General features: G+C 54.0%; 23 protein-coding genes and 1 pseudogene. 14 read left to right on the forward strand and 10 right to left on the reverse strand.

The features are described 5' to 3' along the window. The first annotated feature begins 108 nt into the window (after positions 1 to 108). A complete protein-coding gene (locus COO59_RS07445) occupies positions 109 to 1,734 on the forward strand; it encodes an isovaleryl-CoA dehydrogenase (RefSeq protein WP_103059179.1) in 1,626 nt (541 codons plus the stop codon). Here COO59_RS07445 and bsmA read toward each other — a convergent pair. Together bsmA and COO59_RS07455 are read right to left on the reverse strand one after the other, a co-directional pair. Then, a complete protein-coding gene (bsmA, locus tag COO59_RS07450) occupies positions 1,708 to 2,040 on the reverse strand; it encodes a biofilm peroxide resistance protein BsmA (protein ID WP_103059180.1) in 333 nt (110 codons plus the stop codon). The two genes, COO59_RS07445 and bsmA, sit on opposite strands and share 27 nt — an antisense overlap. 56 nt (positions 2,041 to 2,096) lie before the next feature. After that, on the reverse strand, positions 2,097 to 4,028 hold the full coding sequence (locus COO59_RS07455; protein ID WP_103059181.1) for a methyl-accepting chemotaxis protein: 1,932 nt from the start codon (positions 4,026 to 4,028) through the stop codon (positions 2,097 to 2,099). A 201-nt stretch (positions 4,029 to 4,229) separates the two neighbouring features. Here COO59_RS07455 and yjfP point away from each other — a divergent pair, with 201 nt between their 5' ends. The 5 genes from yjfP to rplI all read left to right on the forward strand — a co-directional run bounded on the left by yjfP (position 4,230) and on the right by rplI (position 6,627). Then, positions 4,230 to 4,976: an esterase gene (gene yjfP / locus COO59_RS07460; protein ID WP_103059306.1), complete on the forward strand. Its 747-nt coding sequence runs from the start codon at positions 4,230 to 4,232 to the stop codon at positions 4,974 to 4,976. 209 nt (positions 4,977 to 5,185) lie between these two features. Next, positions 5,186 to 5,581, forward strand: coding sequence for a 30S ribosomal protein S6 (gene rpsF / locus COO59_RS07465; protein ID WP_038623908.1), 396 nt, complete (start codon positions 5,186 to 5,188; stop codon positions 5,579 to 5,581). A 6-nt stretch (positions 5,582 to 5,587) separates the two neighbouring features. Beyond that, positions 5,588 to 5,905, forward strand: coding sequence for a primosomal replication protein N (gene priB / locus COO59_RS07470; protein ID WP_103059182.1), 318 nt, complete (start codon positions 5,588 to 5,590; stop codon positions 5,903 to 5,905). Between the two features lie 4 nt (positions 5,906 to 5,909). Next, a complete protein-coding gene (gene rpsR / locus COO59_RS07475) occupies positions 5,910 to 6,137 on the forward strand; it encodes a 30S ribosomal protein S18 (protein ID WP_000135199.1) in 228 nt (75 codons plus the stop codon). A 40-nt stretch (positions 6,138 to 6,177) separates the two neighbouring features. Beyond that, positions 6,178 to 6,627, forward strand: coding sequence for a 50S ribosomal protein L9 (rplI, locus tag COO59_RS07480; RefSeq protein ID WP_085069879.1), 450 nt, complete (start codon positions 6,178 to 6,180; stop codon positions 6,625 to 6,627). 82 nt (positions 6,628 to 6,709) lie between these two features. Here rplI and COO59_RS07485 read toward each other — a convergent pair whose 3' ends face one another. Further along, positions 6,710 to 7,243, reverse strand: a complete 534-nt coding sequence (locus COO59_RS07485) for an OapA family protein (RefSeq protein WP_409371606.1) — start codon at positions 7,241 to 7,243, stop codon at positions 6,710 to 6,712. A 213-nt stretch (positions 7,244 to 7,456) separates the two neighbouring features. On the opposite strand from COO59_RS07485, the gene fklB reads away from it, so the two are divergent. Then, positions 7,457 to 8,077 (forward strand): BamJ family beta-barrel-assembly machinery protein, encoded by a 621-nt coding sequence (fklB, locus tag COO59_RS07490; protein ID WP_103059184.1) that lies wholly within the window; start codon positions 7,457 to 7,459, stop codon positions 8,075 to 8,077. Between the two features lie 233 nt (positions 8,078 to 8,310). Continuing rightward, the gene (locus COO59_RS07495; protein WP_103059185.1) at positions 8,311 to 8,601 is read left to right on the forward strand and encodes a hypothetical protein; all 291 of its coding nucleotides are present in this window, start codon (positions 8,311 to 8,313) and stop codon (positions 8,599 to 8,601) included. A gap of 153 nt (positions 8,602 to 8,754) precedes the next feature. Here the strand turns inward: COO59_RS07495 and COO59_RS07500 are convergent, their stop codons facing one another. Continuing rightward, entirely contained in the window at positions 8,755 to 10,695 is a 1,941-nt protein-coding gene (locus COO59_RS07500) for a bifunctional 2',3'-cyclic-nucleotide 2'-phosphodiesterase/3'-nucleotidase (protein WP_103059186.1), read from the reverse strand. A gap of 327 nt (positions 10,696 to 11,022) precedes the next feature. Between COO59_RS07500 and cysQ the strand changes: the two genes are divergently transcribed. Then, positions 11,023 to 11,766, forward strand: coding sequence for a 3'(2'),5'-bisphosphate nucleotidase CysQ (gene cysQ / locus COO59_RS07505; RefSeq protein WP_103059187.1), 744 nt, complete (start codon positions 11,023 to 11,025; stop codon positions 11,764 to 11,766). 7 nt (positions 11,767 to 11,773) lie between these two features. Here the strand turns inward: cysQ and COO59_RS07510 are convergent, their stop codons facing one another. Continuing rightward, the gene (locus COO59_RS07510) at positions 11,774 to 12,328 is read right to left on the reverse strand and encodes a YtfJ family protein (RefSeq protein WP_103059188.1); all 555 of its coding nucleotides are present in this window, start codon (positions 12,326 to 12,328) and stop codon (positions 11,774 to 11,776) included. 320 nt (positions 12,329 to 12,648) lie between these two features. Here COO59_RS07510 and COO59_RS07515 point away from each other — a divergent pair, with 320 nt between their 5' ends. Continuing rightward, positions 12,649 to 12,855, forward strand: a complete 207-nt coding sequence (locus tag COO59_RS07515; protein WP_085069893.1) for a DUF1107 domain-containing protein — start codon at positions 12,649 to 12,651, stop codon at positions 12,853 to 12,855. Positions 12,856 to 12,930: 75 nt separating this feature from the next. Here COO59_RS07515 and paeA read toward each other — a convergent pair whose 3' ends face one another. Then, positions 12,931 to 14,253, reverse strand: coding sequence for a polyamine export protein PaeA (paeA, locus tag COO59_RS07520; protein ID WP_103059189.1), 1,323 nt, complete (start codon positions 14,251 to 14,253; stop codon positions 12,931 to 12,933). 508 nt (positions 14,254 to 14,761) lie between these two features. Here paeA and tamA point away from each other — a divergent pair. From tamA to COO59_RS07535, 3 genes are read left to right on the forward strand one after another with little or no spacing between them, the layout of a single operon-like run. Continuing rightward, positions 14,762 to 16,501 (forward strand): autotransporter assembly complex protein TamA, encoded by a 1,740-nt coding sequence (gene tamA, locus COO59_RS07525; RefSeq protein WP_103059190.1) that lies wholly within the window; start codon positions 14,762 to 14,764, stop codon positions 16,499 to 16,501. After that, complete coding sequence (tamB, locus tag COO59_RS07530) at positions 16,498 to 20,268, forward strand: autotransporter assembly complex protein TamB (RefSeq protein WP_103059191.1); 3,771 nt, start codon at positions 16,498 to 16,500, stop codon at positions 20,266 to 20,268. The genes tamA and tamB overlap by 4 nt, the downstream gene beginning before the upstream one ends. Before the next feature lie 2 nt (positions 20,269 to 20,270). Further along, positions 20,271 to 20,627, forward strand: a complete 357-nt coding sequence (locus COO59_RS07535; protein WP_103059192.1) for a gamma-glutamylcyclotransferase family protein — start codon at positions 20,271 to 20,273, stop codon at positions 20,625 to 20,627. Positions 20,628 to 20,728: 101 nt separating this feature from the next. On the opposite strand, the gene COO59_RS07540 is transcribed toward COO59_RS07535, so the two are convergent. The 4 genes and pseudogenes from COO59_RS07540 to COO59_RS07550 form a co-directional block, all read right to left on the reverse strand. Next, positions 20,729 to 20,992 (reverse strand): hypothetical protein, encoded by a 264-nt coding sequence (locus tag COO59_RS07540; protein WP_103059193.1) that lies wholly within the window; start codon positions 20,990 to 20,992, stop codon positions 20,729 to 20,731. Positions 20,993 to 21,000: 8 nt separating this feature from the next. After that, positions 21,001 to 21,114 (reverse strand): annotated as a pseudogene (locus COO59_RS21210) (DUF2778 domain-containing protein); the annotation flags it as partial. A gap of 259 nt (positions 21,115 to 21,373) precedes the next feature. Beyond that, on the reverse strand, positions 21,374 to 21,904 hold the full coding sequence (gene ppa, locus COO59_RS07545; protein WP_103059194.1) for an inorganic diphosphatase: 531 nt from the start codon (positions 21,902 to 21,904) through the stop codon (positions 21,374 to 21,376). Positions 21,905 to 22,006: 102 nt separating this feature from the next. Continuing rightward, entirely contained in the window at positions 22,007 to 22,456 is a 450-nt protein-coding gene (locus COO59_RS07550; protein WP_103059195.1) for a DUF441 domain-containing protein, read from the reverse strand. A gap of 241 nt (positions 22,457 to 22,697) precedes the next feature. Here COO59_RS07550 and COO59_RS07555 point away from each other — a divergent pair, with 241 nt between their 5' ends. Next, the gene (locus COO59_RS07555; RefSeq protein ID WP_103059196.1) at positions 22,698 to 24,263 is read left to right on the forward strand and encodes a methyl-accepting chemotaxis protein; all 1,566 of its coding nucleotides are present in this window, start codon (positions 22,698 to 22,700) and stop codon (positions 24,261 to 24,263) included. Positions 24,264 to 24,333: the final 70 nt, after the last annotated feature.

The following is a 24,333-nucleotide window of genomic DNA, read 5'->3' on the forward strand; positions in this document are numbered from 1 at the left end:
CTGACTGCGGGCATTTTCTGCGGCTTTCTGCATAATTAATCTACTGCAGGATAATTCAGAAGCCCTGGCCGTTGGCTAATCGGGCTTTCCGCGTGGAGATCCCCGGTTATGTCTGTTACCCATACCGTTTTTAATCAGCCTCGTCCTCTTAGCAATAGCAACCTGTTTCTTTCCGATACGCCCCTGCGTGAAGCCGTGGTGCGCTTTGACGCGGAGTGGGATCTGGAGCTGCTGGCATCGGTGGGGCAGCAGCTTGGCAGCAGCGAGTCGCTGGAGCTGGGAAGGCTGGCGAATGCTTTTCCACCGGAGCTATTGCGTTACGACGCGCGCGGCGAACGGCTGGACGATTTACGTTTTCATCCGGCCTGGCATTTACTGATGCAGGGGCTGTGCGCTAACCGCGTCCATAATCTGCCCTGGCAGGCAGATGCGCGCTCAGGCGCGTTCGTTGCCCGCGCCGCGCGTTTTATCCTGCATGGACAGGTGGAATCCGGCACGCTCTGTCCTCTCACCATGACCTTTGGCGCGACGCCGCTGCTGCAGGCCAGCCTGCCGCCGTTATTTGCCGACTGGCTGCCGCCGTTATTGAGCGATCGTTACGATGCGCACCTACAGCCCGCGCCGCAAAAGCGCGGCCTGCTGATCGGTATGGGCATGACGGAAAAGCAGGGCGGTACCGATGTTCTCAGTAATACCACGCGCGCCGAACCGATTGCGGCGCGCGCCAGCGGCGAAGCCTGGCGCCTGGTTGGGCATAAATGGTTTTTTTCCGTGCCGCAAAGCGATGCGCATCTGGTGCTGGCGCAGGCGCCGGGCGGCATCAGCTGTTTTTTCCTGCCGCGCCTGCTGCCGGACGGCACGCGCAACGCGGTACGCATTGAGCGCCTGAAAGATAAGCTGGGCAATCGGTCTAACGCCAGCAGTGAAGTGGAGTTCGACGGCGCAATCGGCTGGCTGCTGGGCGAGGAGGGCGAGGGCGTCCGTCAGATTCTAAAAATGGGCGGCTATACCCGTTTCGACTGTGCGCTGGGTAGCCACAGTCTGATGCGTCGCGCCTTTTCTGTCGCGCTCTACCATGCGCATCAGCGTCAGGTGATGGGAAAAACGCTGGTTGAGCAACCGCTGATGCGTCAGTTGCTGTGCCAACAAGCGCTCCAGCTGGAAGGGCAGACGGCCCTGTTAATGCGCATTGCTCACGCCTGGTCGCAACCGGCGGATGAGCAGCAGCGCGCTTATGCGCGTCTGTTTACCTCTGCCGCAAAGTTTGAAATCTGTAAAAACGCTACGCCGTTTATTGCGCAGGCGATGGAGGCGTTAGGCGGTATCGGCTACTGCGAAGAGAGCGAGCTGCCGCGTTTGTATCGCGAAGCGCCGGTAAACAGTATCTGGGAAGGCGCCGGTAATGTGATGTGTCTGGATGTGCTGCGGGTGCTTAGAAAGCAGCCAGCGGTAACAGAGATGCTGGCTGCTCAGTTTGATGGCGTTAAAGGGCTTAACCGCCATTTCGATAGTCGTTGGCGTCAGCTCAGGCTGCGTCTGCGTAAGCCTCAGGAGGCGCAGGCGCGGGAGATTGCCAGCCAGCTGTTGTTATTAGCGACCGGCCAGCAGCTGCTGACGACGCTGGAACCGCCGCTGGCGGATGCCTGGTGCCGTCAGCATTTGGATACGCGCGGTGCCACGCCCATCGCTGAAGCTGTTGGCGAACGCTTACTGCTGCGTGCTACCGGTAGCTGAGGCGGCGGGGCCATACAGCACTGCTGAGGCGTACCACATTCCAGGCATCACCGTTTCGCTGAGCGCGACTATTTGATAATAGGTTGCGCCAGCCTGATTGGCTTTTTGCGCTATCTTGCGCTGGGCATCGTCCGGCGAACCGCGCGTGGAGCTGGTAATGCTGCCCAGTCTTGGCAGGTTAGCGGTTTGCGCCCGGCTAATCTCCTGCGCCTGTTGCGTTGGCGCAGGCGGCGCTTCCGGCTTTGAACGCAGCGTACTACATGCGCTTAGAGTCAGAGTTAATAACAGTAAAGGCAAATAACGCATCGTAAATTCCTCACGGTAGAAGGATCGCTAAAGTGTATGCGATCCCCTCTGTTCCGTTAGCCTTTCAGGGTAAAAACACTCACCAGCTCGGTTAAATGATGGCCTTTTTTACTTAGCTCCTGAGCGGTCTCTTCTGACTGAGCAACCAGCCCGGTATTTTGCTGCGTCGCCTGGCCAATCTGCGTCATCGCAATATTGACCTGGCCAATGCCGGCGGACTGCTCCTGAGAGGCGATATTAATTTCACCTATCAGGGCCTTAACCTGCTCAATCCGGGAAACAATATTGTCCATTGCGCTGCGCGTCTGTTCAGAAAGCGTATGCCCCTGATTTACGCTGCTGATTGAGTTAGTAATCAGCGCATCGATCTCTTTCGCTGCCTGCGCGCTGCGGCTTGCCAGAGCGCGGACTTCAGCCGCAACGACCGCAAATCCTTTACCATGTTCACCTGCGCGTGCGGCTTCCACCGCCGCGTTAAGCGCCAGGATATTGGTCTGGAAGGCAATGGATTCAATCACCTGAGTAATATCAGCGATACTCTGCGAAGAGACCTTAATCGCCGACATGGTATTTACCGAATGCGCGACCGTTTCGCCGCCATGCTGCACCGCGCTCGCGGCTTCCGCCACCAGCTGCAGCGCCTGGGCGACGTTTTCTGCATTCTGGCCGACGGTAGCGCCCAGCTGTTCCATGCTGGCAGAGGTTTCTTCCACGCTACTGGCCTGGCGGGTAATTTGCTCGCTGATATTTTCACTGCTCACGACAATCGCGTCGGTGCCCTGGCTAATATCCTGCGCGGCGGCGCGTACCTGAGAGACGATACGCTCAAGCCCATCGCCGATGCCGTTAATGGCGGTAATCAGCTGGCCCACCTCATCTTTACGCTCTGTTTGCAGCGTTGCCTGCAGGTTGCCGTCCGCATACTGTTCGGCCAGATGAATCACCTGCTGTAGCGGTACGCTGACCCAGCGGCGGGCGATCACCACAAAACCAATGGCAAACAGCATCACCAGCCCCAGCCCAAGCAGCAGGAAAGTATTGCGGGCAGAGGTAATAGGCGCCAGCAGGCTATTTTTATCCACGTCGCCAAGGATGATCCAGTTCCAGCCGGGCAGACGCTGCCAGGCAACGATACGCGGCTCGCCGTCCTGCAAGGTTTCCAGCGTACCGCTTTGCTGCGTGACGAGCTGTTGCATGACTTCCGGCGACCAGCGCGCCATTTTCCCTTCCTCCTGCGGGTGGAACAGCCAGAGGCCGCGCGAACCGCCTGCTGCGCCGTTCATCACCATAAAACGGCCGGTATCGCTAAACGTTTTACTCAGCACTTTATCGCGCATCAGCGCGACCTGTTTGCCAATCTCTACGCCAACAAACAGAATACCAACGACCGTACCGCTGGCATCTTTTACCGGCTGATACTGAGTGATATAGCGTTTGCCAAACAGGGCGGCCAGGCCGCGATACGCTGCACCCTTATTGATTTGGGCAAAGGCCGGGCTTTGGCGATCGAGCTGGGTTCCCATCGCGCGCGTGCCGTCTTCCTTGCGCAGTGAGGTGGCAATACGCACGTAGTTATCACCGTCACGCACGAAGATCGTTGAAATTGCGCCGGTACGCGCCAAAAAGTTATCAACGACGGTTTCATCCAGATTCAGCGTGTTCAAACCGGCGCGTAAGGTTGGGGTAGAAAAATTGCCTACCGTGATACGTGAGCTTTCATCCCGGCTGAAATCTTTCGGCAGGAAGCTTTGAAACAGGTTGGTATAGCTCGCAACTTCTTCACTCAGCGTGGCGTTAAACATACCGGCCATATCGCCAATACCCGCCACCTGGTTTTGCATATTTTCCAGCGTTAATGCCTGCAGCTGTTTTGCAGCATTATTACTTAAAGTGAGCGTGAGGATGAAAAAAAGTACGGCCACGCTCAAAGAGGTCATGACAGACAGCTTGACGCCCAGACTGGCGCGGCTGAGTGAGAGACGCTTCATGAGTTTTTACCTTTTGATAATATTTTGGGATCTCGTTAAACGGCCAAAAACGGCGGATTTTTACCCTGCAAACCGCAAGGAAAAGGATCTTTTTTTTCAAGGCCAATAAAGAGCTAACGTAATACTTTATAATCAAAGGCTATTTTTTAAAAAGGACGTGAGAAGATGAAAGTGATGGCAGAACAAAAAGTTGCGGGCAAAATGATCGATATCGTGACCGAATCGTTTAGCGGCATTGAATGTCTGCATGCGGCGCCCGCTGGCCTGCGCGATGTCGCCTTGCCCACGGTGCTGTTCTGGCATGGCTATCTCTCTTCCAAAGAGGTTTACGCCTGGGCTGCCGTGGCGCTGGCGCAGGCAGGTTTTCGCGTTATCATGCCGGATGCCGATGAGCATGGCTCCCGCTATCGCGGCGACAGCGCATACCGGCTGGCCCATTTCTGGGATATTTTGCGCAGCAATATCGATGAGCTGCCGCAGCTGGAAGCCGCGCTACGGGCGCGAGGATTAATTGCCGACGGCCGCTTCGGCGTGGCGGGCGCCTCAATGGGCGGCATGACCGCGCTGGGCGCAATGGCGCGCTACCCGCATATCAATCGCGTCGCCTGTTTGATGGGTTCGGGTTATTTTATGTCGCTAAGCCAGACGCTGTTCCCGCCGCTGCAGGCTCGGACGTCAGAAGAACAGGCGGAACTGGCGCGCCGTCTGGCGCCGCTCGCCGATTACGATCCCAGCCGTCAGCTAACCCGGCTGGCGGATCGCCCGCTGTTGCTGTGGCATGGCGAAGCGGATGAGGTCGTACCCGCGGCAGAAACTCAGCGGCTGGTCCAGGCGCTGGCCAGCGCACAGCTTGATCGGCAGCTTACCTGGCTAACCGAGCCGGAAGTCGGGCACAAAATAACGCCGCAGGCGTTGGCCGCGCTGGTGACGTTTTTCGCATCCTGTTGATAGTACAGACTAAGCGCGCAGGCCTGAGGCCATTATTGGCTACCGCCTCGGCCCGGCGCGTTTTTTCCGTGATTCCCGCTTGAGTTTCCCTCGCCGGGCCAGTATGATTACGCGTCAATTTTTCAGCCGTACACTTAAAACGTTCCTTGCTTCCATGGGCCACGGCTGACCCTGACAGGAGGCTGAATAATCCGTAAGGAGCAAATTCGATGCGTCATTACGAAATCGTCTTTATGGTTCATCCTGACCAGAGCGAACAGGTTCCGGGCATGATCGAGCGCTACACTGGTGCCATCACTGGTGCAGAAGGTAAGATTCACCGTCTGGAAGACTGGGGTCGCCGTCAGCTGGCTTACCCGATCAACAAACTGCACAAAGCCCATTACGTTCTGATGAACGTTGAAGCGCCGCAGGAAGTGATCGATGAGCTGGAAACTAACTTCCGCTTCAACGACGCCGTTATCCGCAGCATGGTTATGCGTACCAAAAACGCAGTAACCGAAGCATCTCCGATGGTTAAAGCGAAAGACGAGCGCCGTGAGCGTCGTGAAGATTTCGCTAACGAAACCTCTGACGATGCAGATGCCGGGGATTCTGAAGAGTAATCGACCGTGACGGCGAACCGGCTGCGTTTGTCTGGCACTGTGTGTCGGACACCGTTGCAAAAAATAAGTCCGTCAGGGATTCCACACTGCCAGCTGGTGCTTGAGCATCGCTCGCAGCAGGAAGAGGCCGGATTCTTCCGGCAGGCCTGGTGCCGTATGCCCGTGATTATTAGCGGTCAGGCGCATCAGGTGATTACTCAACATATAACGGTCGGCACGCAGCTTACCGTTGAAGGCTTTATTTGCAGCCATCAAGGGCGCAATGGCCTCAGTAAAATTGTGCTGCATGCCGAGCAGATTGAATTGATAGATTCTGGAGACTAGCCAAATGGCACGTTATTTCCGTCGTCGCAAGTTCTGCCGTTTCACCGCGGAAGGCGTTCAAGAGATCGACTACAAAGATATCGCTACGCTGAAAAACTACATCACTGAAAGCGGTAAGATTGTACCGAGCCGTATCACCGGTACTCGCGCTAAATACCAGCGTCAGCTGGCTCGTGCTATCAAGCGCGCGCGCTACCTGTCTTTGCTGCCGTACACTGATCGTCATCAGTAATCGGCCACTGTCCAATTATCGACTTTGAGAGGATAAGGTAATGCAAGTTATTCTGCTTGATAAAGTAGCAAACCTGGGCGGCCTGGGCGATCAGGTCAACGTTAAAGCGGGCTACGCTCGTAACTTCCTGGTTCCGCAGGGCAAAGCTGTGCCGGCAACCAAGAAAAACGTTGAGTTCTTCGAAACTCGCCGTGCTGAACTGGAAGCCAAACTGGCTGACGTTCTGGCAGCAGCCAACGCTCGTGCTGAAAGCATTAACGCACTGGGCACCGTAACCATCGCTTCTAAAGCGGGTGACGAAGGCAAACTGTTCGGTTCTATCGGTACCCGTGACATCGCTGACGCTGTAACTGCAGCTGGCGTTGAAGTGGCGAAGAGCGAAGTTCGCCTGCCGAACGGCGTTCTGCGTACCACTGGTGAACACGAAGTGAGCTTCCAGGTTCACAGCGAAGTGTTTGCTAAGCTGAACGTGAACGTAGTTGCTGAATAAGTTATTTCAGTAACATGAAAATGCCGGCCCTGGGCCGGCATTTTTGTTTGGCGTATTTATCTGCCTTAGTCTGTGGCGCTGTTTATTGCGCCCGCAGAAAAGAGCCGTCCGGCTGGCGGGTAAACAGCACCGGACCGTTATCGCCTTCTACCGTAAGCCCGGTCACCACGCCATTACTGTCCTGGCGAATTTTTATCTGCTGTCCGCTGTGCAGGCTGCTTAGCGGCTTATCATCGCCTTCAACGCGCGCCATCGCGAAAACGTCATTCACCTGTAAATTATTATCGCGGAATAGCTGAGCCAGCGTTTGGCCTGCGGCGATCTCATAGCTGCGCCACCGATCTTTATCCGGCACCGGCTGCGTTGCTGGCGAGTTATTATAAATTTCCGCCTGTAGCGGCACTTCTTTGCCGTCATTATCATTGACCGGGCGCGGCGTACTGTCGCGCGGCGCTGAGACGGGCCAGAGAAAAGCCAACAGCACAACGATAAGCGCCAGTATAATGCCGCGCCGATGCGCTGGCGGCAGCGGTTGCATCCAGCTAATGCGATCCGGCAGATGCCAGAGGCGGGACAGCCATAAGCGGATGCCAGAATGGGGGGCCTTTTGCATAATATTACCTCCGACACCTCGTGCGCGTCGCCGTTGCTTTCCCCGATGCAGTATGGGCAAAAAAGACGCAAAGTGCCTGTCTGGGTTATAAAAATTGCGATAGCGTTATTGTTTCCTTTTCATTACAAAAAGTCATCGGAAGAATGCATATTTTACCCCTGCAACGCAGGCTGTTATGCTGCGTCTTCTTTTGATTTATTGGTGAAAGGATAAAATATGACAACCCCTTCTTTTGACAGCCTTGAAGCGCAGGCGAGTTACGGTATTGGTTTGCAGGTAGGGCAGCAGCTGCTGGACTCTGGCCTGCAGGGATTACTGCCGGAAGCGATGGTGGCGGGCCTGCGTGATGCGCTGGAAGGGAACGCGCCAGCTGTACCGGTTGATGTGGTACATCGCGCGCTGCGCGAAGTACATGAGCGTGCCGATGCCGTGCGCCGTGAACGTCAGCAGGCGATGGCGGCGGAAGGTCAGACGTATCTGCAGGAAAACGGCCAGCGCGAAGGGGTGAACAGCACCGAATCCGGGCTGCAGTTCCGCGTCATCAATCAGGGTACCGGCCCGATTCCTTCTCGTCAGGATCATGTACGCGTTCACTATACCGGTAAGCTGATCGACGGCACGGTATTTGATAGCTCGGTTGCCCGTGGCGAGCCAGCGGAATTTCCGGTAAGCGGCGTGATTGCCGGCTGGATTGAAGCGCTGACGCTGATGCCGGTGGGTTCCAAATGGGAGCTGACCATTCCACATAATCTGGCCTACGGCGAGCGCGGCGCGGGCGCTTCAATTCCGCCGTTTAGCACTCTGGTATTCGAAGTGGAATTATTAGACATTATCTAACTAATTTTATCTAAATAATAAAAGGGCAAATGGGATTAATTATTTGCCTTTTTTATTATGTGAAGATATTTTTCATTAAATATTTCCTGCGATGCTTTTATTTTTGTTTATCTATATATGTCCTTAATCTGACTGCCAGGTTGTTGCTTTGATAAATTGATTTTCACTATACTCTCGTTGCCTTAATTGTAAGGATTTATTATACCAACCTACACATAACAAGAGGGAGTATTATGCGTCAGTTAAATGATAAGGAAATGGAGCAAATCGCCGGCGGCCTGTTTGGCGTGTTCGATAAAATTGGTATGGATATTGGCGCCGCTATCGGTGGCATTATCGACAAAGGTACCGCTCTGGGCGGTCTGGTAACCAATGCAACAGAAGCAGGTACGCTGCTGGGCGGAGGCATTGGTAAGCTTCTGGAGCTGAACGTTACCGGGGCGATTAGCGACATCGGCAACGGTATAGTCAGTATCGTAGATAATGGGCTCAGCGCCATTAAGCAGCTGTTCGGAAATAAATAAGCCCGTTTGGGTAGCCTGTTAATTTTCCGGCGGACTGTTTACGCAGATGACACGGATTATTTCAATCAGGTAAATTAAAATCTCATCCTGCTTTAAGTCATTCGCTATGAATGTCAACAATAATGAAAAGCCAGCGCCTGCTGGCTTTTTTTATTATTTCTGCAAGTCGATACGATAAATGGCAAAGCCATTTGCATCCTGGTTAATATATTTCAACGGATAATGACCATAATGGGAGATAAATTCTGCGGCTTTTGATGAAGGTGAAGTTTCAAAACGTATATCCAGCGGAACCGCGCTCTGAATCGGAGCCAGTCGCCAGTTGTTATCCGCCTGCGGATGTACTTCACCCTGCGCCTTAGTTTGCGCGCTAATCCACGCCGAAACGATCGAGCGGTTCTCATCCGGTGCGGCGAAAGCGATATATTTTTCTCCTGTTCCGGCGAACTTACCGCCCCATGCGCGATAGTTATTGGTCGCTATCAGGAAAGTTGCGTCGTCCTTGATGGGCTTACCCTGCCAGGTTAGATGTTTAATGCGCGAAGCCTGCGGATGAATTAACCGGCATTCTTCATCATAGCGGGCTGGCTGCGTCACATCGATCTGGTAGTTCACTCCATCAATCACATCAAAATTATAGGTGCGGTAGTTCCAGTTAATCAGCGCCTGTGGCTGTCGCTGTTGCGGATCAATCTGATTAAACTGCCCGGCAGAACATTCCAGCCACTGTTTCACCTGCTCGCCGTTTACTTTCATCACTACCAGCGTATTGGGATAAAGATAAAGATCGGCAGCATTACGAAACGTTAGCTGGCCTTTCTCCACTTCCACATAGCTGGCCGGATCGTTTTTACGTCCGCCCGCTTTAAAAGGCGCGGCAGCAGAAAGTACCGGTAAGTTAGCCAGATCGGGATCGCCCTGGATAAAATGCTCAACGTAGGCGCGCTGCGCATTATTCACAATTTGCACCGTAGGATCGTCCTGCACCAGCGACAGATAGCTGTACATCACCTCTGCCGATTTGCCGATCGGCTGCGCGACAAAATCGCGCGTGGCGCGATGGGCATCGGCCAGCACCTGAACCAGGGCGCTATCTTCCTGCGCCAGCGATTTTTTCGCCGTCTTATCATAAATCGGGCGCGCCTCGGCGCGTGCCTGAGCGACTTTCCATTGTCCCTGATCGTTATTAAGCGTCAAATCCACGATGCCAAGATGATTGCCCCACATGCCCGGCATCACCGCCGGAATACCGTTAAGCGTGCCCTGTTTAAGATCCGCGCCGGGAATGGCGGCGAAATCAGCGCTGGGAAATACCGCATGCGCATGGCCAAACATAATGGCGTCGATGCCCGGCACTTTGCTGAGATACCACACGGAGTTTTCCGCCAGCGCCTGATAAGGCGCGCTGGATAAACCGGAATGCGCGACGGCAACCACCACGTCCGCGCCCTGCTGACGCATGACCGGCACCCAGCGACGGGCGGTTTCGGTTATATCATCAACCGTTATTTTGCCCTGCAGGTTAGCCCGGTCCCACACCATAATTTGCGGTGGAACAAAACCGATATAGCCAACGTTAAGCGTATAGGTTTTCCCATCCCGCCCGGTCACTTTTTCCGGCTTTATCAGCCAGGGCGTAAAGCGCGGTTTACCGGTTGCCGTATCAATAATATTGGCGTTGATATAGGGGAAATGCGCCCCCGCCAGCGCCCGCTGCAGATAGTCCAGGCCGTAGTTAAATTCATGATTGCCCAGATTGCCGACGCTGTAGCCCAGCGTATTCATGGCCTGATAAACCGGATGCGTTTCACCCGGTTTCAGCCCTTTAGCGGCCATATAATCGCCAAGCGGGCTGCCCTGTATCACGTCGCCGTTATCTACCAGCACGCTGTTTTTTACTTCCGCGCGTGCCGCAGCGATGAGCGTAGCGGTACGCACCAGACCAAATTTATCGCTGGGCTTATCCTTGTAATAATCGAAGTCCATCATATTGCTGTGCAGATCGGTGGTTTCCATAATGCGAAAATCCACCGTCGCGGCGGAAAGCGGAATCGAAACCGTTGCCATAACCAGAAGCGCAGTGCCCTTAATCATTTTTTCCTCCTGAAAGTAATCGCTACAAACTTCTCAAATTAATCTGCAAACGTTATGTTTCATCGTATAGATTTGTGACAGCGAACAGATAAATCATCCTTTATTAAGGTATGCGGCAATGAGCCAGGGGTTGCCCTATGGTAAGGGTAATGACAGTGACGCGTGAATTATGCTATTGATAACTAAACGATCTGCGAGTGCGCCTGGCTGACCGCCGCTTACCGCGGCATCTGAACGCCAGCTGCTATGATTAAATAGCATGATCAATTAACGTAAGTCCCGACGCTAACGTCAGGCTTACTGCGGTCATCGACAAAGAGGTGAAAAATGTTAGAGCAAATCTGCCAGCTGGCGCGCGAAGCGGGCGACGCCATTATGAATGTTTACAATGGCGAGGCTCCGCTCGACGTTTCTCACAAATCTGACGACTCGCCCGTGACCGCTGCCGATATTGCAGCGCACGGCGTGATTATTCGGGGTTTGCAGCAGCTCACGCCTGAGGTGCCGATTGTTTCCGAAGAGGATCCGCCTGGCTGGGAAGTGCGTCAGCACTGGCAGCAATATTGGCTGGTCGATCCGCTGGACGGCACCAAAGAATTCATTAAACGTAACGGTGAATTTACCGTGAATATCGCGCTGATCGATCGGGGCAAACCGGTGCTTGGCGTGGTGTATGCGCCGGTGCTGGGCGTAATGTATTCCGCAGCGGAAGGCAAAGCCTGGAAAGAAGAGCGCGGGCAAAAAACGCAGATTAAAATCCGTGATGCGCGCCCGCCGTTGGTAGTCGTTAGCCGTTCCCATCAGGATGGCGATGAGCTGAAGGAATATCTGAAGCAGCTGGGCGAGCATCAGACGGTAGCCATTGGCTCATCGCTAAAATTTTGCCTGGTCGCGGAAGGCAAGGCCCAGCTCTATCCGCGCTTTGGGCCCACCAACAGCTGGGATACCGCGGCCGGACATGCGGTTGCTTTGGCCGCAGGCGCCCATGTTCATGACTGGAAAGGGCGCTCGCTGGACTATACGCCGCGCGAATCTTTCCTTAATCCCGGCTTTCGCGTCTCTATTTTTTGAGGCGGATTTATTTAAGCAGTTGATGCAGCAGGGCAATAACCTGCTGCGTTTCTTCCGATGTCAGCGCGCCATCTTTCGCAAAATGCACCCTGCCATTTTTATCTAACACCACGACGGCGGATCCGCCATCTTCCAGCTGCCAGGCTCTTTTCGCGGTGCCGTTGCTGTCGACAATAAACTGTGACCAGGGATACTGTTTCTTATTACTTTCAATGCTGCTGCGCACAAACATACCGGTGCCGGGAATGGCATCATCCGTATTGATAATGGTGGTGGTTTGATAGCGATCCGGTGGCAGATGCGCCTGTTTTATCGCTTCCACCAGCGCTGCATTTTGCTCTTTAGCTGATGAACGCCCGGCAATATGTTGCACCACGCGCACTTTACCGATTAGCTGCGCGCTATTCCACGCCCGATAGCTAAACTTATCCTGTTGATAGTTAAGTTCTCCTTTATCGCTGATGCTTACCGGCGCGACGCGCTGGCCGTTAACGAAGTCATGGGCGCTGCCGGCGAAAGGCAGCAGCAGGCTAAATGCAAGGGCGAGCGGGGCGCGTGTCATTATTTTCTCCACTTCGGCAGGTGATCCGACCACTTAGTCATGTTTTTGAAATAATAAGCAGCCATTATGCTGCTGTCTCATCGACCTGCCAGCTTTGCGGCAGACTGCACAAATTACCTCAGGCAGAAGGTTTATACTGCTTTATGTGACGGTGCTAACAGAGTGTCCTGTAATGTTGTGTCAAATCAGTAAAAAAATTTAATTTTAGGAACACAGGTAACGGACGATGATCTATATTTTATCGGCACTTTGCGCTTCAAGGGCTCGTACCGATTTTGGCAACGGCGAAGCGTATTAATTTTTCAGGAGTTGAAAGCAACATGAAGATTTTTCAGCGTTATAATCCCTTCCAGATCGCCAAATACGTTAAAACGTTGTTTAAAGGAAGGATTTACATCAAAGATGTCGGCGCGTTCGAGTTTGATAAAGGCAAAATCCTCGTTCCGCGCGTTAAGGATAAACAGCATTTTAGCGTAATGTCGGAAGTAAACCGCCAGGTGCTTCGACTGCAGGCAGAGTATCAGTAATAAAACAGGGCGCGATTAACGCGCCCTTATGCTATCTGGCGGTATACAACCGCCGCCTGACCAGATAGTTCTTTTTTATTCTTCCACTTCTTTACTTATCGTCAGGCTCGCCGGACGCTCATCGATACGCGTTACCAACAGCTGATCGATGCGATAGCTATCAATATCAACCACTTCAAACTTATAGCCCGCGAACTTAACGAAATCGGTGCGCTTGGGGATTTTACGCAGCATATACATCATAAAGCCGCCGATGGTTTCATAGTTGCCGGACTGCGGAAACTCATTAATATCCAGCACGCGCATCACATCATCGATTGGCGTGCCGCCTTCGACCAGCCATGAGTTTTCATCACGGGCGACGATCTGCTCTTCCAGCCCCTGACCCACCAGATCGCCCATCAGCGTGGTCATCACATCGTTCAGCGTAATGATGCCCACCACCAGCGCGTATTCATTCATGATGACCGCAAAGTCTTCACCGGCGGTTTTGAAACTTTCCAGGGCTTCAGAAAGCGTCAGGGTATCAGGTACGATTAGCGCAGAACGGATCTGCAGGCCGCTATTCAGGGCCATACTCTGATTACCCAGCACGCGCAGCAGCAGCTCTTTTGAATCGACGTAGCCCACGATATGGTCAATATCGCCGTTACAGACTAAAAACTTCGAGTGGGGATGAAGCGCAATCTTCTCTTTCAGGCTGCTTTCTTCTTCATGCAGATCGAACCAAATAATGTTTTCGCGCGAGGTCATGGAGGACGGCACCGTACGCGATTCCAGCTCGAACACGTTCTCGATCAGCTCATGCTCCTGTTTGCGCAGCACGCCCGCCAGCGCGCCGGCTTCCACCACGGCATAAATATCGTCAGAGGTAATATCGTCTTTACGCACCATCGGGATTTTGAACAGGCGGAAAATCATATTGGCCATGCCGTTGAAGAACCACACCATCGGGCGGAACAGCAGCAGACAGAAGCGCATGGGATTAATGATGCGCAGCGCGATAGCTTCCGGCGAGATCATCCCAATACGCTTCGGCGTCAGGTCGGCAAACAGAATAAACAGGCTGGTCACCAGGGTGAAGGAACAGATAAAGCTCAGCTGCTCCGCCAGCTCAGGAGAAACCAGGCCATCGAACAGGGTTTGAAAAGAGGGGGAAAAGGCGGAGTCGCCGACGATACCGCCAAGAATAGCGACGGCGTTCAGGCCAATTTGCACCACGGTAAAGAACATACCTGGCGTTTCCTGCATTTTCAGCACGCGCTGCGCGTTGATATTCCCGTCATCGGCCAGCAATTTAAGTTTAATTTTACGCGCGGCCGCCAGCGATATTTCTGACAGTGAAAAGAAGGCGCTGATCGCAATCAGCACGAGTATGACAAGCAAGCTATCTAACATAAAGATTCCGTTGGTTTTTGATACTTGTCATTTTTGGCCTGGGCAGCGCGCGATGCGGCATCACTGTGACTTTCCGGTTATGCTGAGCTATCCGTGCCAAAAATGTCTGCGCCGGTTCGACACGCAGGTCGGGGCAGAAAGGGATGACAACAGCCGCGTAAGCGGCCGTTGACGATTATAGCAGTAGCTCAGCTCAGCCCGCCAGCGCTGTTACTGCGCCATCTTGTTTAATAAATAAGCGGGCATTCCCGGCGCATCAAAACAGCAGTATTCGCCGCCAGCGTGCGAAGAATCAGTATTGTTGGTTGTAACGCAGCGCGGCTTTACCGACAATAATGGCAAAATTTGCTTTAGCGTCGCTTTTTTATCTGTCATGCGCATAGCCGCAACGGCAGGGCGAAAGCTATGCTGTTAACCAAACTCGACGTCGACATTAGCGCCCGTTGGTTCGCGATGTTATTTGTCCCCTGAATAAAAAGGGGATTCGGCAACATTAACAGGAGTAAGCGTGCCACGATTTCATGTCTATTGCATAGCCTGTTTGCTGATTGCCGCGCCTGGCGCTCAGGCCGCGAATATTCGCCTACAGCTTGAAGGGTTAACCGGGGATCTCCAGAAAAACGTCAGGGCAAGTCTTTCTACCATCGATACCGATGAAGTGACCGCTGACGGCCGTTTTCGCGCACGTGTTAAAAAAGCCATCGAAGAAGGGCTACGTGCGCTGGGCTACTATGAGCCTGATATTGAGTTTGAAAGCCGTCCAGCCCCGGCAAACGGCGGCAGACCGGTGCTGATTGCTCACGTTTCCGCAGGCGAGCCGGTAAAAATCGCCGGCAGTACCATCATTTTGCGCGGCGATGCGCGTAATGATGCGGAGTATCAGCAGTGGGTGAAAGAAGGGCGTCCCCAAAACGGCACCATTCTTAATCACGGCAAGTATGAGAGCTTTAAAAAAGGCTTTACCAATCTGGCGCTGCGCAACGGCTATTTTGACGGTGATTTTAAGCAAAGCCAGCTGGGCGTTTCCGTAGAGCGACGCGAAGCTTTCTGGGATCTCGACTATGACAGCGGCAAGCGCTATCGCTTTGGCGACGTGACCTTTGAAGGATCGCAGATCCGGGATGAATATCTGCAAAATCTGGTGCCGTTCCACAAAGGCGATTACTACAGCTCACGCGATCTGGCCGAGCTGAACCGTCGCCTGTCGGCCACCGGCTGGTTTAATTCGGTGGTCGTGGCGCCGGAGTTTGATAAAACCACGGCGGATAAAGTGTTACCGCTCAGCGGCGTGGTCTCGCCGCGCACCGAAAACACCATTGAAACCGGGATCGGCTACTCTACCGACGTCGGGCCACGCCTGAAGACGACCTGGCGTAAGCCGTGGGTGAATTCGCGCGGGCACAGCCTGACCACCAGCGCCAATATTTCCGCACCTGAGCAGCAGCTCGATTTTAGCTATAAAGTGCCGCTGCTGAAGAGTCCGCTGGAACAGTATTATCTGATTCAGGGCGGCCTGAAGCGCACCGATTTGAACGATACTAAAGCTGACTCCACCACGCTGGCCCTGTCGCGCTACTGGGATAACAGCTCCGGCTGGCAAAAAGCCATTAACCTGCGTTGGAGCCTGGATCACTTTACCCAGGCGAACGTCACCAATACCACCATGCTGATCTATCCCGGCGTCAGCGTTAACCGTACCCGCTCGCGCGGCGGGCTGATGCCAACCTGGGGCGATTCTCAACGCTATTCGGTTGATATTTCCGATACCACATGGGGATCGGATGTCGATTTCCTCGTTTTACAGGCGCAAAACGTCTGGATCCGCACGCTGGCGGATCGGCATCGCTTTGTGGCGCGCGGCAACCTTGGCTGGATCGAAACCAACGATTTTGAAAAAGTGCCGCCCGACCTGCGCTTCTTCGCCGGGGGCGATCGCAGTATTCGTGGCTACAAATATAAAGGCATCTCTCCGCGCGATGATGACGGCAAGCTGACCGGTGCGTCGAAACTGGCGACCGGCTCGCTGGAGTATCAATACAATGTCACCGGCAAATGGTGGGGCGCGGTATTCGTTGATTCCGGCGAAGCGGTGAACGATATCAAGCAAAGCAACTTTAAAACCGGCGCCGGTATCGGCGTGCGTTGGGCATCGCCGGTCGGGCCGATTAAGTTCGACCTGGCGCGGCCCGTTGGGGATAAAGAGGAACACGGATTGCAGTTTTACATCGGACTGGGGCCTGAACTATGAAGCTATGGAAAAAGGTCCTGATTGGGATTTTGATCTTGTTAGCGGTGCTGGCCGGCGGCGTGCTGCTGCTGGTAGGCACCACGCCCGGCCTGCATTTACTGCTGAACGGCGCGGCGCGTTGGGTGCCGGGATTATCTATTCAGCAGGTGGACGGCGGCTGGCGCAACCTGACGTTAAAAGGCGTGCGGTATGAAATGCCTGGCGTAACGGTTAACGCCGGCGAGTTTCATCTGGCGGTGCAGCTGGGCTGCCTGAAAAACTCCGCGTTCTGCGTTAACGATCTTGGGCTGAAGGATCTGAATGTGGTAGTCGATAGCAGCAAAATGACGCCAGCCAGCGAGCCGCCGCCGCAAGAAGAGAGCAGCAGCGGCGAGTTCAGCACGCCTTATCCCATTACGCTGCGTCATCTCAGCCTGCATAATATTAATCTCAAAATCGATAACACCGCGATTTCCCTGCTCGATTTCTCTACCGGCCTGCACTGGCAGGAGCGGGCGCTTACCTTAACCCCGACGCATATTCAAAGCCTGCTTATCGCCCTGCCGAAGGCGGCGCAGGTAGCCAATGAACAGGTGGTGCAGCCCAAAATCCAGCAGCCGCAGGCGCAGGAGAAGCCGCTGGGGGAAACGCTGAAGGCGATGTTCGATCGGCCGCTGCTGGCGACCATGCCAGATTTCCGGCTGCCGCTGGATATTGAGGTGCAGGAGATCGTCGGCGAGCAGCTACGCATCACCGGCGATACCGAGCTGGCGATAAACCGTTTACTGCTGAAGGCGAAAACGCAGGATCGTCTGCTGCAGCTGCAAACGCTGGATATTGATTCGCCGCAGGGGCAGCTTAAAGCCAGTGGACAGGCGCGGCTTGCCGATAACTGGCCGGTAGACCTCAACCTGAACGGCGCGTTAAACGTCGAGCCGCTGAAAGGTGAGAAGATCAAAATGACGCTCGGCGGCGCCATGCGTCAGCAGCTTCAGCTGGGGCTCAATCTCTCCGGCCCGCTAAATGCGCAACTGACAGGGCAAACCGAGCTGGCAACCGTCGGCCTGCCGCTGCAGCTAAAGCTGACCAGTCCGCAGCTGCGCTGGCCGCTCAGCGGCGCAACGCAGTATCAGGCGGATAACCTGGATTTCAGCTTCAGCGGTAAGGCGACCGACTACGTGATGTCGCTGCGCACCGCCCTGAAGGGCGAAGCCATTCCGCCAGCCGATCTGGCGCTGGATGGTAAGGGCAATATCGAACAGTTTAGCCTTGATAAGCTGCGTTTATCAGCGTTGAAAGGCCATGTCGATCTTAGCGGCCTGGTGGACTGGAGCAAGGCAATCAGCTGGCGCAGCGAGCTCACGCTGAGCGGGATCGATACCGCCCGGCAATATCCTGACTGGCCCGCCACGCTGGACGGTAAAATCACCACGCGCGGCAGTCTGTATGGCGGTAGCTGGCAGATGCGCGTGCCGGAGTTAAAGCTGCGCGGTAAGGTGCGGCAGAATGCAGTCTCGGCAGACGGCACGCTGTACGGCAACAGCTATAACCAGTGGAATATTCCCGGCGTTAAGCTGGTGCTGGGACGTAACAATATCAATCTTAAAGGCGAGCTGGGCGACGCGCTTAATCTGGACGCTAACATTGATGCGCCGCATCTGGACAACGCGCTGCCTGGCCTGGGCGGCGTGGCGAAAGGGATCATTAAAGCGCGCGGTACGCTACAGGCGCCGCAGCTGCTGGCCGATGTTACCGCCACCGGCCTGCGTTGGCAGGAGCTGTCTATCGCCCGCGTGCGGCTGGATGGCGATGTAAAATCGAGCGACCAGGTGGCAGGTAAGCTGCAGCTGCGCATTGAACGGCTGAAACAGGCGTCGCTGACGATTAATCAGCTGACGCTAAATGCGGACGGCAATGAGCGCAAACACCAGCTGAAGCTCAGCGTTAACGGCGATCCGGTTTCCGGCCAGCTGGCGCTGAACGGCAGTTTCGATCGGCAACAGCAGCGCTGGCAGGGCACGCTGAATAATACCTTCTTCGATACGCCGGTAGGCGAATGGCGACTGACCCGCGCCATCGCCATCGATTATCAGAACGCGCGCCAAACCGCAACGATTGGCGCGCACTGCTGGCGCAATCCGAACGCGCAGCTGTGCGTGCCGCAGCCGATTGAGGCAGGGCCGGACGGCCATGCGCGCGTGGCGCTAAACCGCTTCGACCTGGCGATGATTAAGCCCTTCCTGCCGAAAGAGACGCAGCTGGTGGGCATATTCAGCGGTGATGCCGATGTGAGCTGGCACAGCGACGGTTCACTGCCCACCGGACGGCTAGCGCTGAAGGGCAATGGCGTTAAGGTAACGCAGGATGTGCAGGGCAACGCGCTGCCGATCGCCTTCGATACCCTGAACCTTAATGCCGCGCTGCGCGACGGTAAGGCGCAGCTGGACTGGCTGCTGCGCATTGCCAACAATGGTCAATTTGACGGCAACGTTCAGATTAGCGATCCGCAGAACCGGCGCAACCTGTCCGGTAATATCAATATCAACAATCTGTCGCTGGCGCTGTTTAATCCGGCGCTGATGCGCGGCGAGCAGGTAACGGGCATGCTCAACAGCAGCCTGCGACTTGGCGGTAACCTGCAAAAACCGCTGGTGTATGGCCAGCTGGGCTTACGTAACGTGGATGTGGAAGGCAGCTTTATGCCGGTTGATCTGTCCAGCGCCAACCTGACTATGGCGTTTAACGGGATGAGCTCAACGCTGCAGGGCCTGATCCAAACCGCGCGCGGGCAGATTAACCTTGACGGCAATGCCGACTGGAGCCAGCTGAACAACTGGCGCGCCCATATTGCCGCACGCGGCGATCGCGTACGGGTGACCGTACCGCCGATGGTGCGCATGGACGTTTCGCCGGACCTGACGTTCGATGCATCGCCCATCGCCTTTACGCTCGACGGTAAGGTAGATGTGCCCTGGGCGCGTATTATCGTTCAGGAGATGCCGGAGAGCGCCACCGGCGTCTCTTCTGATGAAGTGCTGCTGGATGAAAACCTGAAGCCGGTAACCGCGCAAACGGCGGCGATCCCGATTAACAGTAACCTGATTATTCACGTGGGCGACGATGTCCGCCTCAGCGCTTTTGGCCTGAAGGCGAAGCTGAACGGCGATCTGAAGCTGGTACAGGATAAGCGCGGGCTGGGCCTTAACGGTCAGATCAATATTCCGTCCGGTCGCTTCCACGCCTACGGACAGGATTTGCTGGTGCGTAAAGGCGAGCTGCAGTTTGCCGGCCCGCCGGATCAGCCTTACATCAACCTGGAAGCCATTCGCAATCCGGAGGCTACCGAGGATGACGTGACCGCCGGGTTACGCGTGACCGGGCTGGCGGATGAGCCGAAAGCGGAGATTTTCTCCGATCCGGCGATGTCGCAACAGGAAGCCCTTTCTTACCTGCTGCGCGGGCAGGGGCTGGATACGGATGGCGACAGTAACGCGCTGACTTCCGCCCTTGTTGGTTTAGGGGTTGCACAAAGTGGGCAAATTGTGGGTAAAATCGGCGAGACCTTTGGCGTTAGCAATCTTGCTCTTGATACTGCCGGCGTTGGTGATAGTCAGCAGGTTCAGGTCAGCGGTTATGTTCTGCCGGGTCTACAAGTAAAATATGGAGTGGGTATCTTTGATTCACTGGCGACCTTAACCCTGCGTTATCGCCTGATGCCTAAGCTCTATTTGGAAGCAGTGTCCGGCGTCGACCAGGCACTCGATTTGCTCTATCAGTTTGAGTTTTAGCAATGCGAATAATGGTTTATGGCACTTTACGGCGCAAACAGGGAAACAGTCACTGGATGACAAACGCGCAGTGGCTCGGCGATCATCAGATTGAGGGCTACGATCTTTACAACATCGGACTTTATCCAGGCGTCGTGCCGGGAGAGGGCTCCGTGTATGGCGAGGTTTACCGGATTGATGCCAGTACGTTAGCTGAACTGGACGCGCTTCGAACCCGCGGCGGCGAATATAAGCGCCAGCTGATTCAGACGCCGTACGGTAGCGCCTGGCTGTACGTTTATCAACGTTCGGTAGCAGGACTGACGCACATCCCCGGCGGCGACTGGCTGCTGCGGGATGAAGCCTCGTCAGGTGAATAAAAGGCCACCTCCTTTGGAGGTGGCCTTATCTGTTGCCTTCTGAAAAAGGGGGCAATATTCGTGTTGATGCCATAACCGTTCCGGCTGTTATTCATGCCACATTATGATTTTTTGACGTGGCAGAATACTTTTATCACAAGTAAATAGATAATCATGCTCACCGCGATATTCAGCGCTGTGGTTATCATACTATCAATAAATTCAAAGGGTTCCGGATAAGCTTCACCCAGCACGGTTTCTGAAATTTTTATCGCTGTATCCAGGCTCATACTACCAGCCAGCAGGTCGGTTAATGGTTCATATGGAACAGATAGGGCGCAGGCAATTAAGATGGCAAGAAACAGAGCGACCTTTTTGGGAATCATTGCACATGCCCATGATTACGGTAAGGGCCCGTCCCGGAAAAAGCCATAAATGTTCCAACTCCGTAGAACATTAATGGAGAAAAATCTGCGTCATTGATAACAAACTTTCCTTGCAAAGCCATAAGACACTCCCTGTTTTAGAAAAAGAAAATTATCAAAACATCTTAAACAAAAGGCCTCCAGCCCCAACGATAGTGCCATTTAATAATCAAATTCTGTTAGTGCAATCAAAAAAACAGAAAGCAGATACATACTCAATGACGCTGGGCGGAGACGGCATTGAGCAATCAGGAACTGGCTTACCGTGGCCCATAAAAAACACCGCCCTTTTGGGCGGTGTTTTTTGAGCATGGTAGTGAGACAGCGCTCACCCGATGGGCATTACTTCTTCGCTGCACGTTCGAAAGAGGTACGAATCTCTTCTTTAGCCGCTTCCGCGTTATCCCAACCGTCAACTTTAACCCATTTGCCTTTTTCCAGATCTTTGTAGTGTTCAAAGAAATGGGTAATCTGGGCACGCAGCAGTTCCGGCAGATCGTTCACATCTTTAATGTGATCGTATTCTTTAGACAGCTTGGTGTGCGGTACAGCAACCAGCTTCGCATCTTCACCCGATTCGTCGGTCATTTTCAGTACGCCAACCGGACGGCAGCGGATGACTGAACCCGGCTGCAGCGGATACGGCGTCGGCACCAGTACGTCAACCGGGTCGCCGTCCAGAGACAGCGTGTGGTTGATATAACCGTAGTTACACGGATAGAACATGGCCGTTGACATAAAGCGGTCAACAAACAGCGCGCCAGACTCTTTATCTACTTCATATTTAATCGGATCGGCATTGGCCGGGATCTCGATAATGACATAAATATCTTCTGGCAGGTCTTTACCGGCAGGAACCAGGTTCAAACTCATCTCGCTTTCCTTCATTCATCATAAGTTGAGTGACGGCTATTATAGCCAACTGGCAATGAAAGTATGCCCCCTTTTTCCGCTTTCGGAATGCTCCAGCCGCGGTTATTTATTGAAAATAAACAGTGAAACCAGTCCGGCGGCGATCAGCGGACCCACCGGCACGCCGCGAAACAGGGAAACGCCGATAATGGTACCAATCAGCAGGCCGCCGACAATGGTTGGCTGGCTACTCATCAGCGTTACTCCGCGCCCGCCAAGCCAGGAAACCACGATCCCTACCACAATCGCCAGCAGCGATTTCCAGTCGAGAAAAGATTTCAGCAGCGTGCCGGGCGGCAGGGAACCGCTGACCAGCGGCGACAGCACGCCAACGGTAAGAATAACGATCCCTACGGTCAGCCCCTGCTTTTCTATATAGGGAAAAAATTGAGATAACGGCGTTAGTTTAATCACCAGCAGCGCCGCGACGGAAAGGGTAACTGCGGTATTGTGAACCAACAAACTCAATCCACCGAGAACCAGTAAAATAAATATCGAGGCAAAAGCTGTCATCTGACGCTCCCTGACCAGACAGAAAGGAAAAATTACTATAACAACGGGCGCGGGCAGAGGCGAGAAGGAATGGCGCAAAGCGCGAATAAACTTCAATAAATATAATTAGCTATCAAACTAATAAATTATATCAGTTATAGCGTTTATTAAATATGCCGATATTTATAATGAAGATGAGTCATTTATTATAATCTTCAGGCAAAGGACCTTAGCCTTTTTTATTTTCAGGGAAAAATCGCGCATGTTGAAAAATATATCTGTACGCACGGCATTAATTTGCTTGCTTACCGCAGTCGCTATGCTATTGCTGATCGTCAGTTTTATTGGCCTTAATGCGGTGCAAAAATCAAATAACTTTCTGGAGGAAATTGACTATGTCGACAGAGAAATACTGGATCCGCTTTATGAAAGCAACAGTTATCTGTTTCGGGCCCGTGCAACGGCGGCTACGGCGGTTCATCAAATCGTCATCGACAGAATGCCGGAAGCGGAAAAGAATATTGCTCGCGTAGTCAATTACGTCCAGCAAGCGCAAAAGACGATGGACAGGGTTATTAACAGCCGTCTCGATACCGAAAAAAGTAAAGCTTTGCTGGCAATGGTTGCGACCAGTTACCAAAGCTATATGCAGCAAGGGATACATCCTTTACTACGCGCGCTGGAAAATAAGGATACCGAAGCCTATTACCAGCTGCTGGGACATGCGCTTACCTCTTCTACCGGCGGCTATCAGCAGGCGTTAGAGACATTCACCCAGGATGCTTACCAAATCAGCGATATGCATCTGGAGGAGGCGAGGAAAAACGAGCTATTTATGAAGGTCAGCATTACGCTTTGCTGCCTGTTAACCCTGACGCTGCTGGTTACCGCCTGGTTTACATTAAAAGCCGTGCTGCTAAAGCCGCTGAATCAGGCTATTGAACAGCTGGAGCATATTGCTATTGGCGATCTGACGCAGTCGATACCGAATATGGGGCGTAACGAACTGGGACGCTTAATTGATGCGATGAGGAAAATGCAGCGGGGGCTTCTCGATTCGGTCAGTCGGGTACTGGACGCATCGCAGAAAATCGACGTTGGCAGCCGGGAACTATCGTTGGGCAATCTTAATCTGTCACAGCGTACGGAAGAGACTGCATCGTCGCTTGAGCAAACGGCGGGCAGCATGGAAAAATTGACCGTAACGGTGAAGCTGAACGCTGACAATGCGCAGCAGGCTCACCAGCTGGCGCGCAACGTTTCCACCACCGCCGCAACGGGTGCGGACGTGGTTAGCTGCGTTACCGGGAAGATGCAGGAAATCGCCGAAAGTGCCAGCCATATTGCCGATATTCTCAGCGTTATTGATGGCATCGCTTTCCAGACCAATATCCTGGCGCTAAACGCCTCGGTAGAGGCGGCGCGCGCCGGTGAGCAGGGTCGCGGCTTCGCCGTCGTCGCGAGCGAGGTCCGCAACCTGGCGCAGCGCAGCGCGGAAGCGGCAAAAGAGATTCGACAGCTGATTAGCGAGTCGCAGGGCCGGGTAAAAGAGGGGAGCGAAATGGCGCAGCGAGCCGGCGAAACCATGAATGCTATCGCGACAGAAGTGAAGCACGTTACCGAACTGATGAAAGAGATCTCTGGCGCGTCACTGGACCAGAGTTATGGTATCGAGCAGGTGAATCAGGCCATTAATCAAATGGATGATGTGGCGCAGCAAAATGCTGCGTTAGTGGAGCAGGCAGCGACGGCCACGCAGTCGCTGGAGGAGCAGTCGCGTCAGCTGGTCAGCAGCATGTCGCAGTTCCGGGTGAACATCGCGAAGTAAGCGTACGGTCCGGCGTGCGCGTCGGCCCATAACGAAAGAGGCCGCCCGTTATGCAGGCGGCCTCGTTTAT

The organism is Mixta theicola, from assembly GCF_002895925.1.
Taxonomy (GTDB): domain Bacteria; phylum Pseudomonadota; class Gammaproteobacteria; order Enterobacterales; family Enterobacteriaceae; genus Mixta; species Mixta theicola.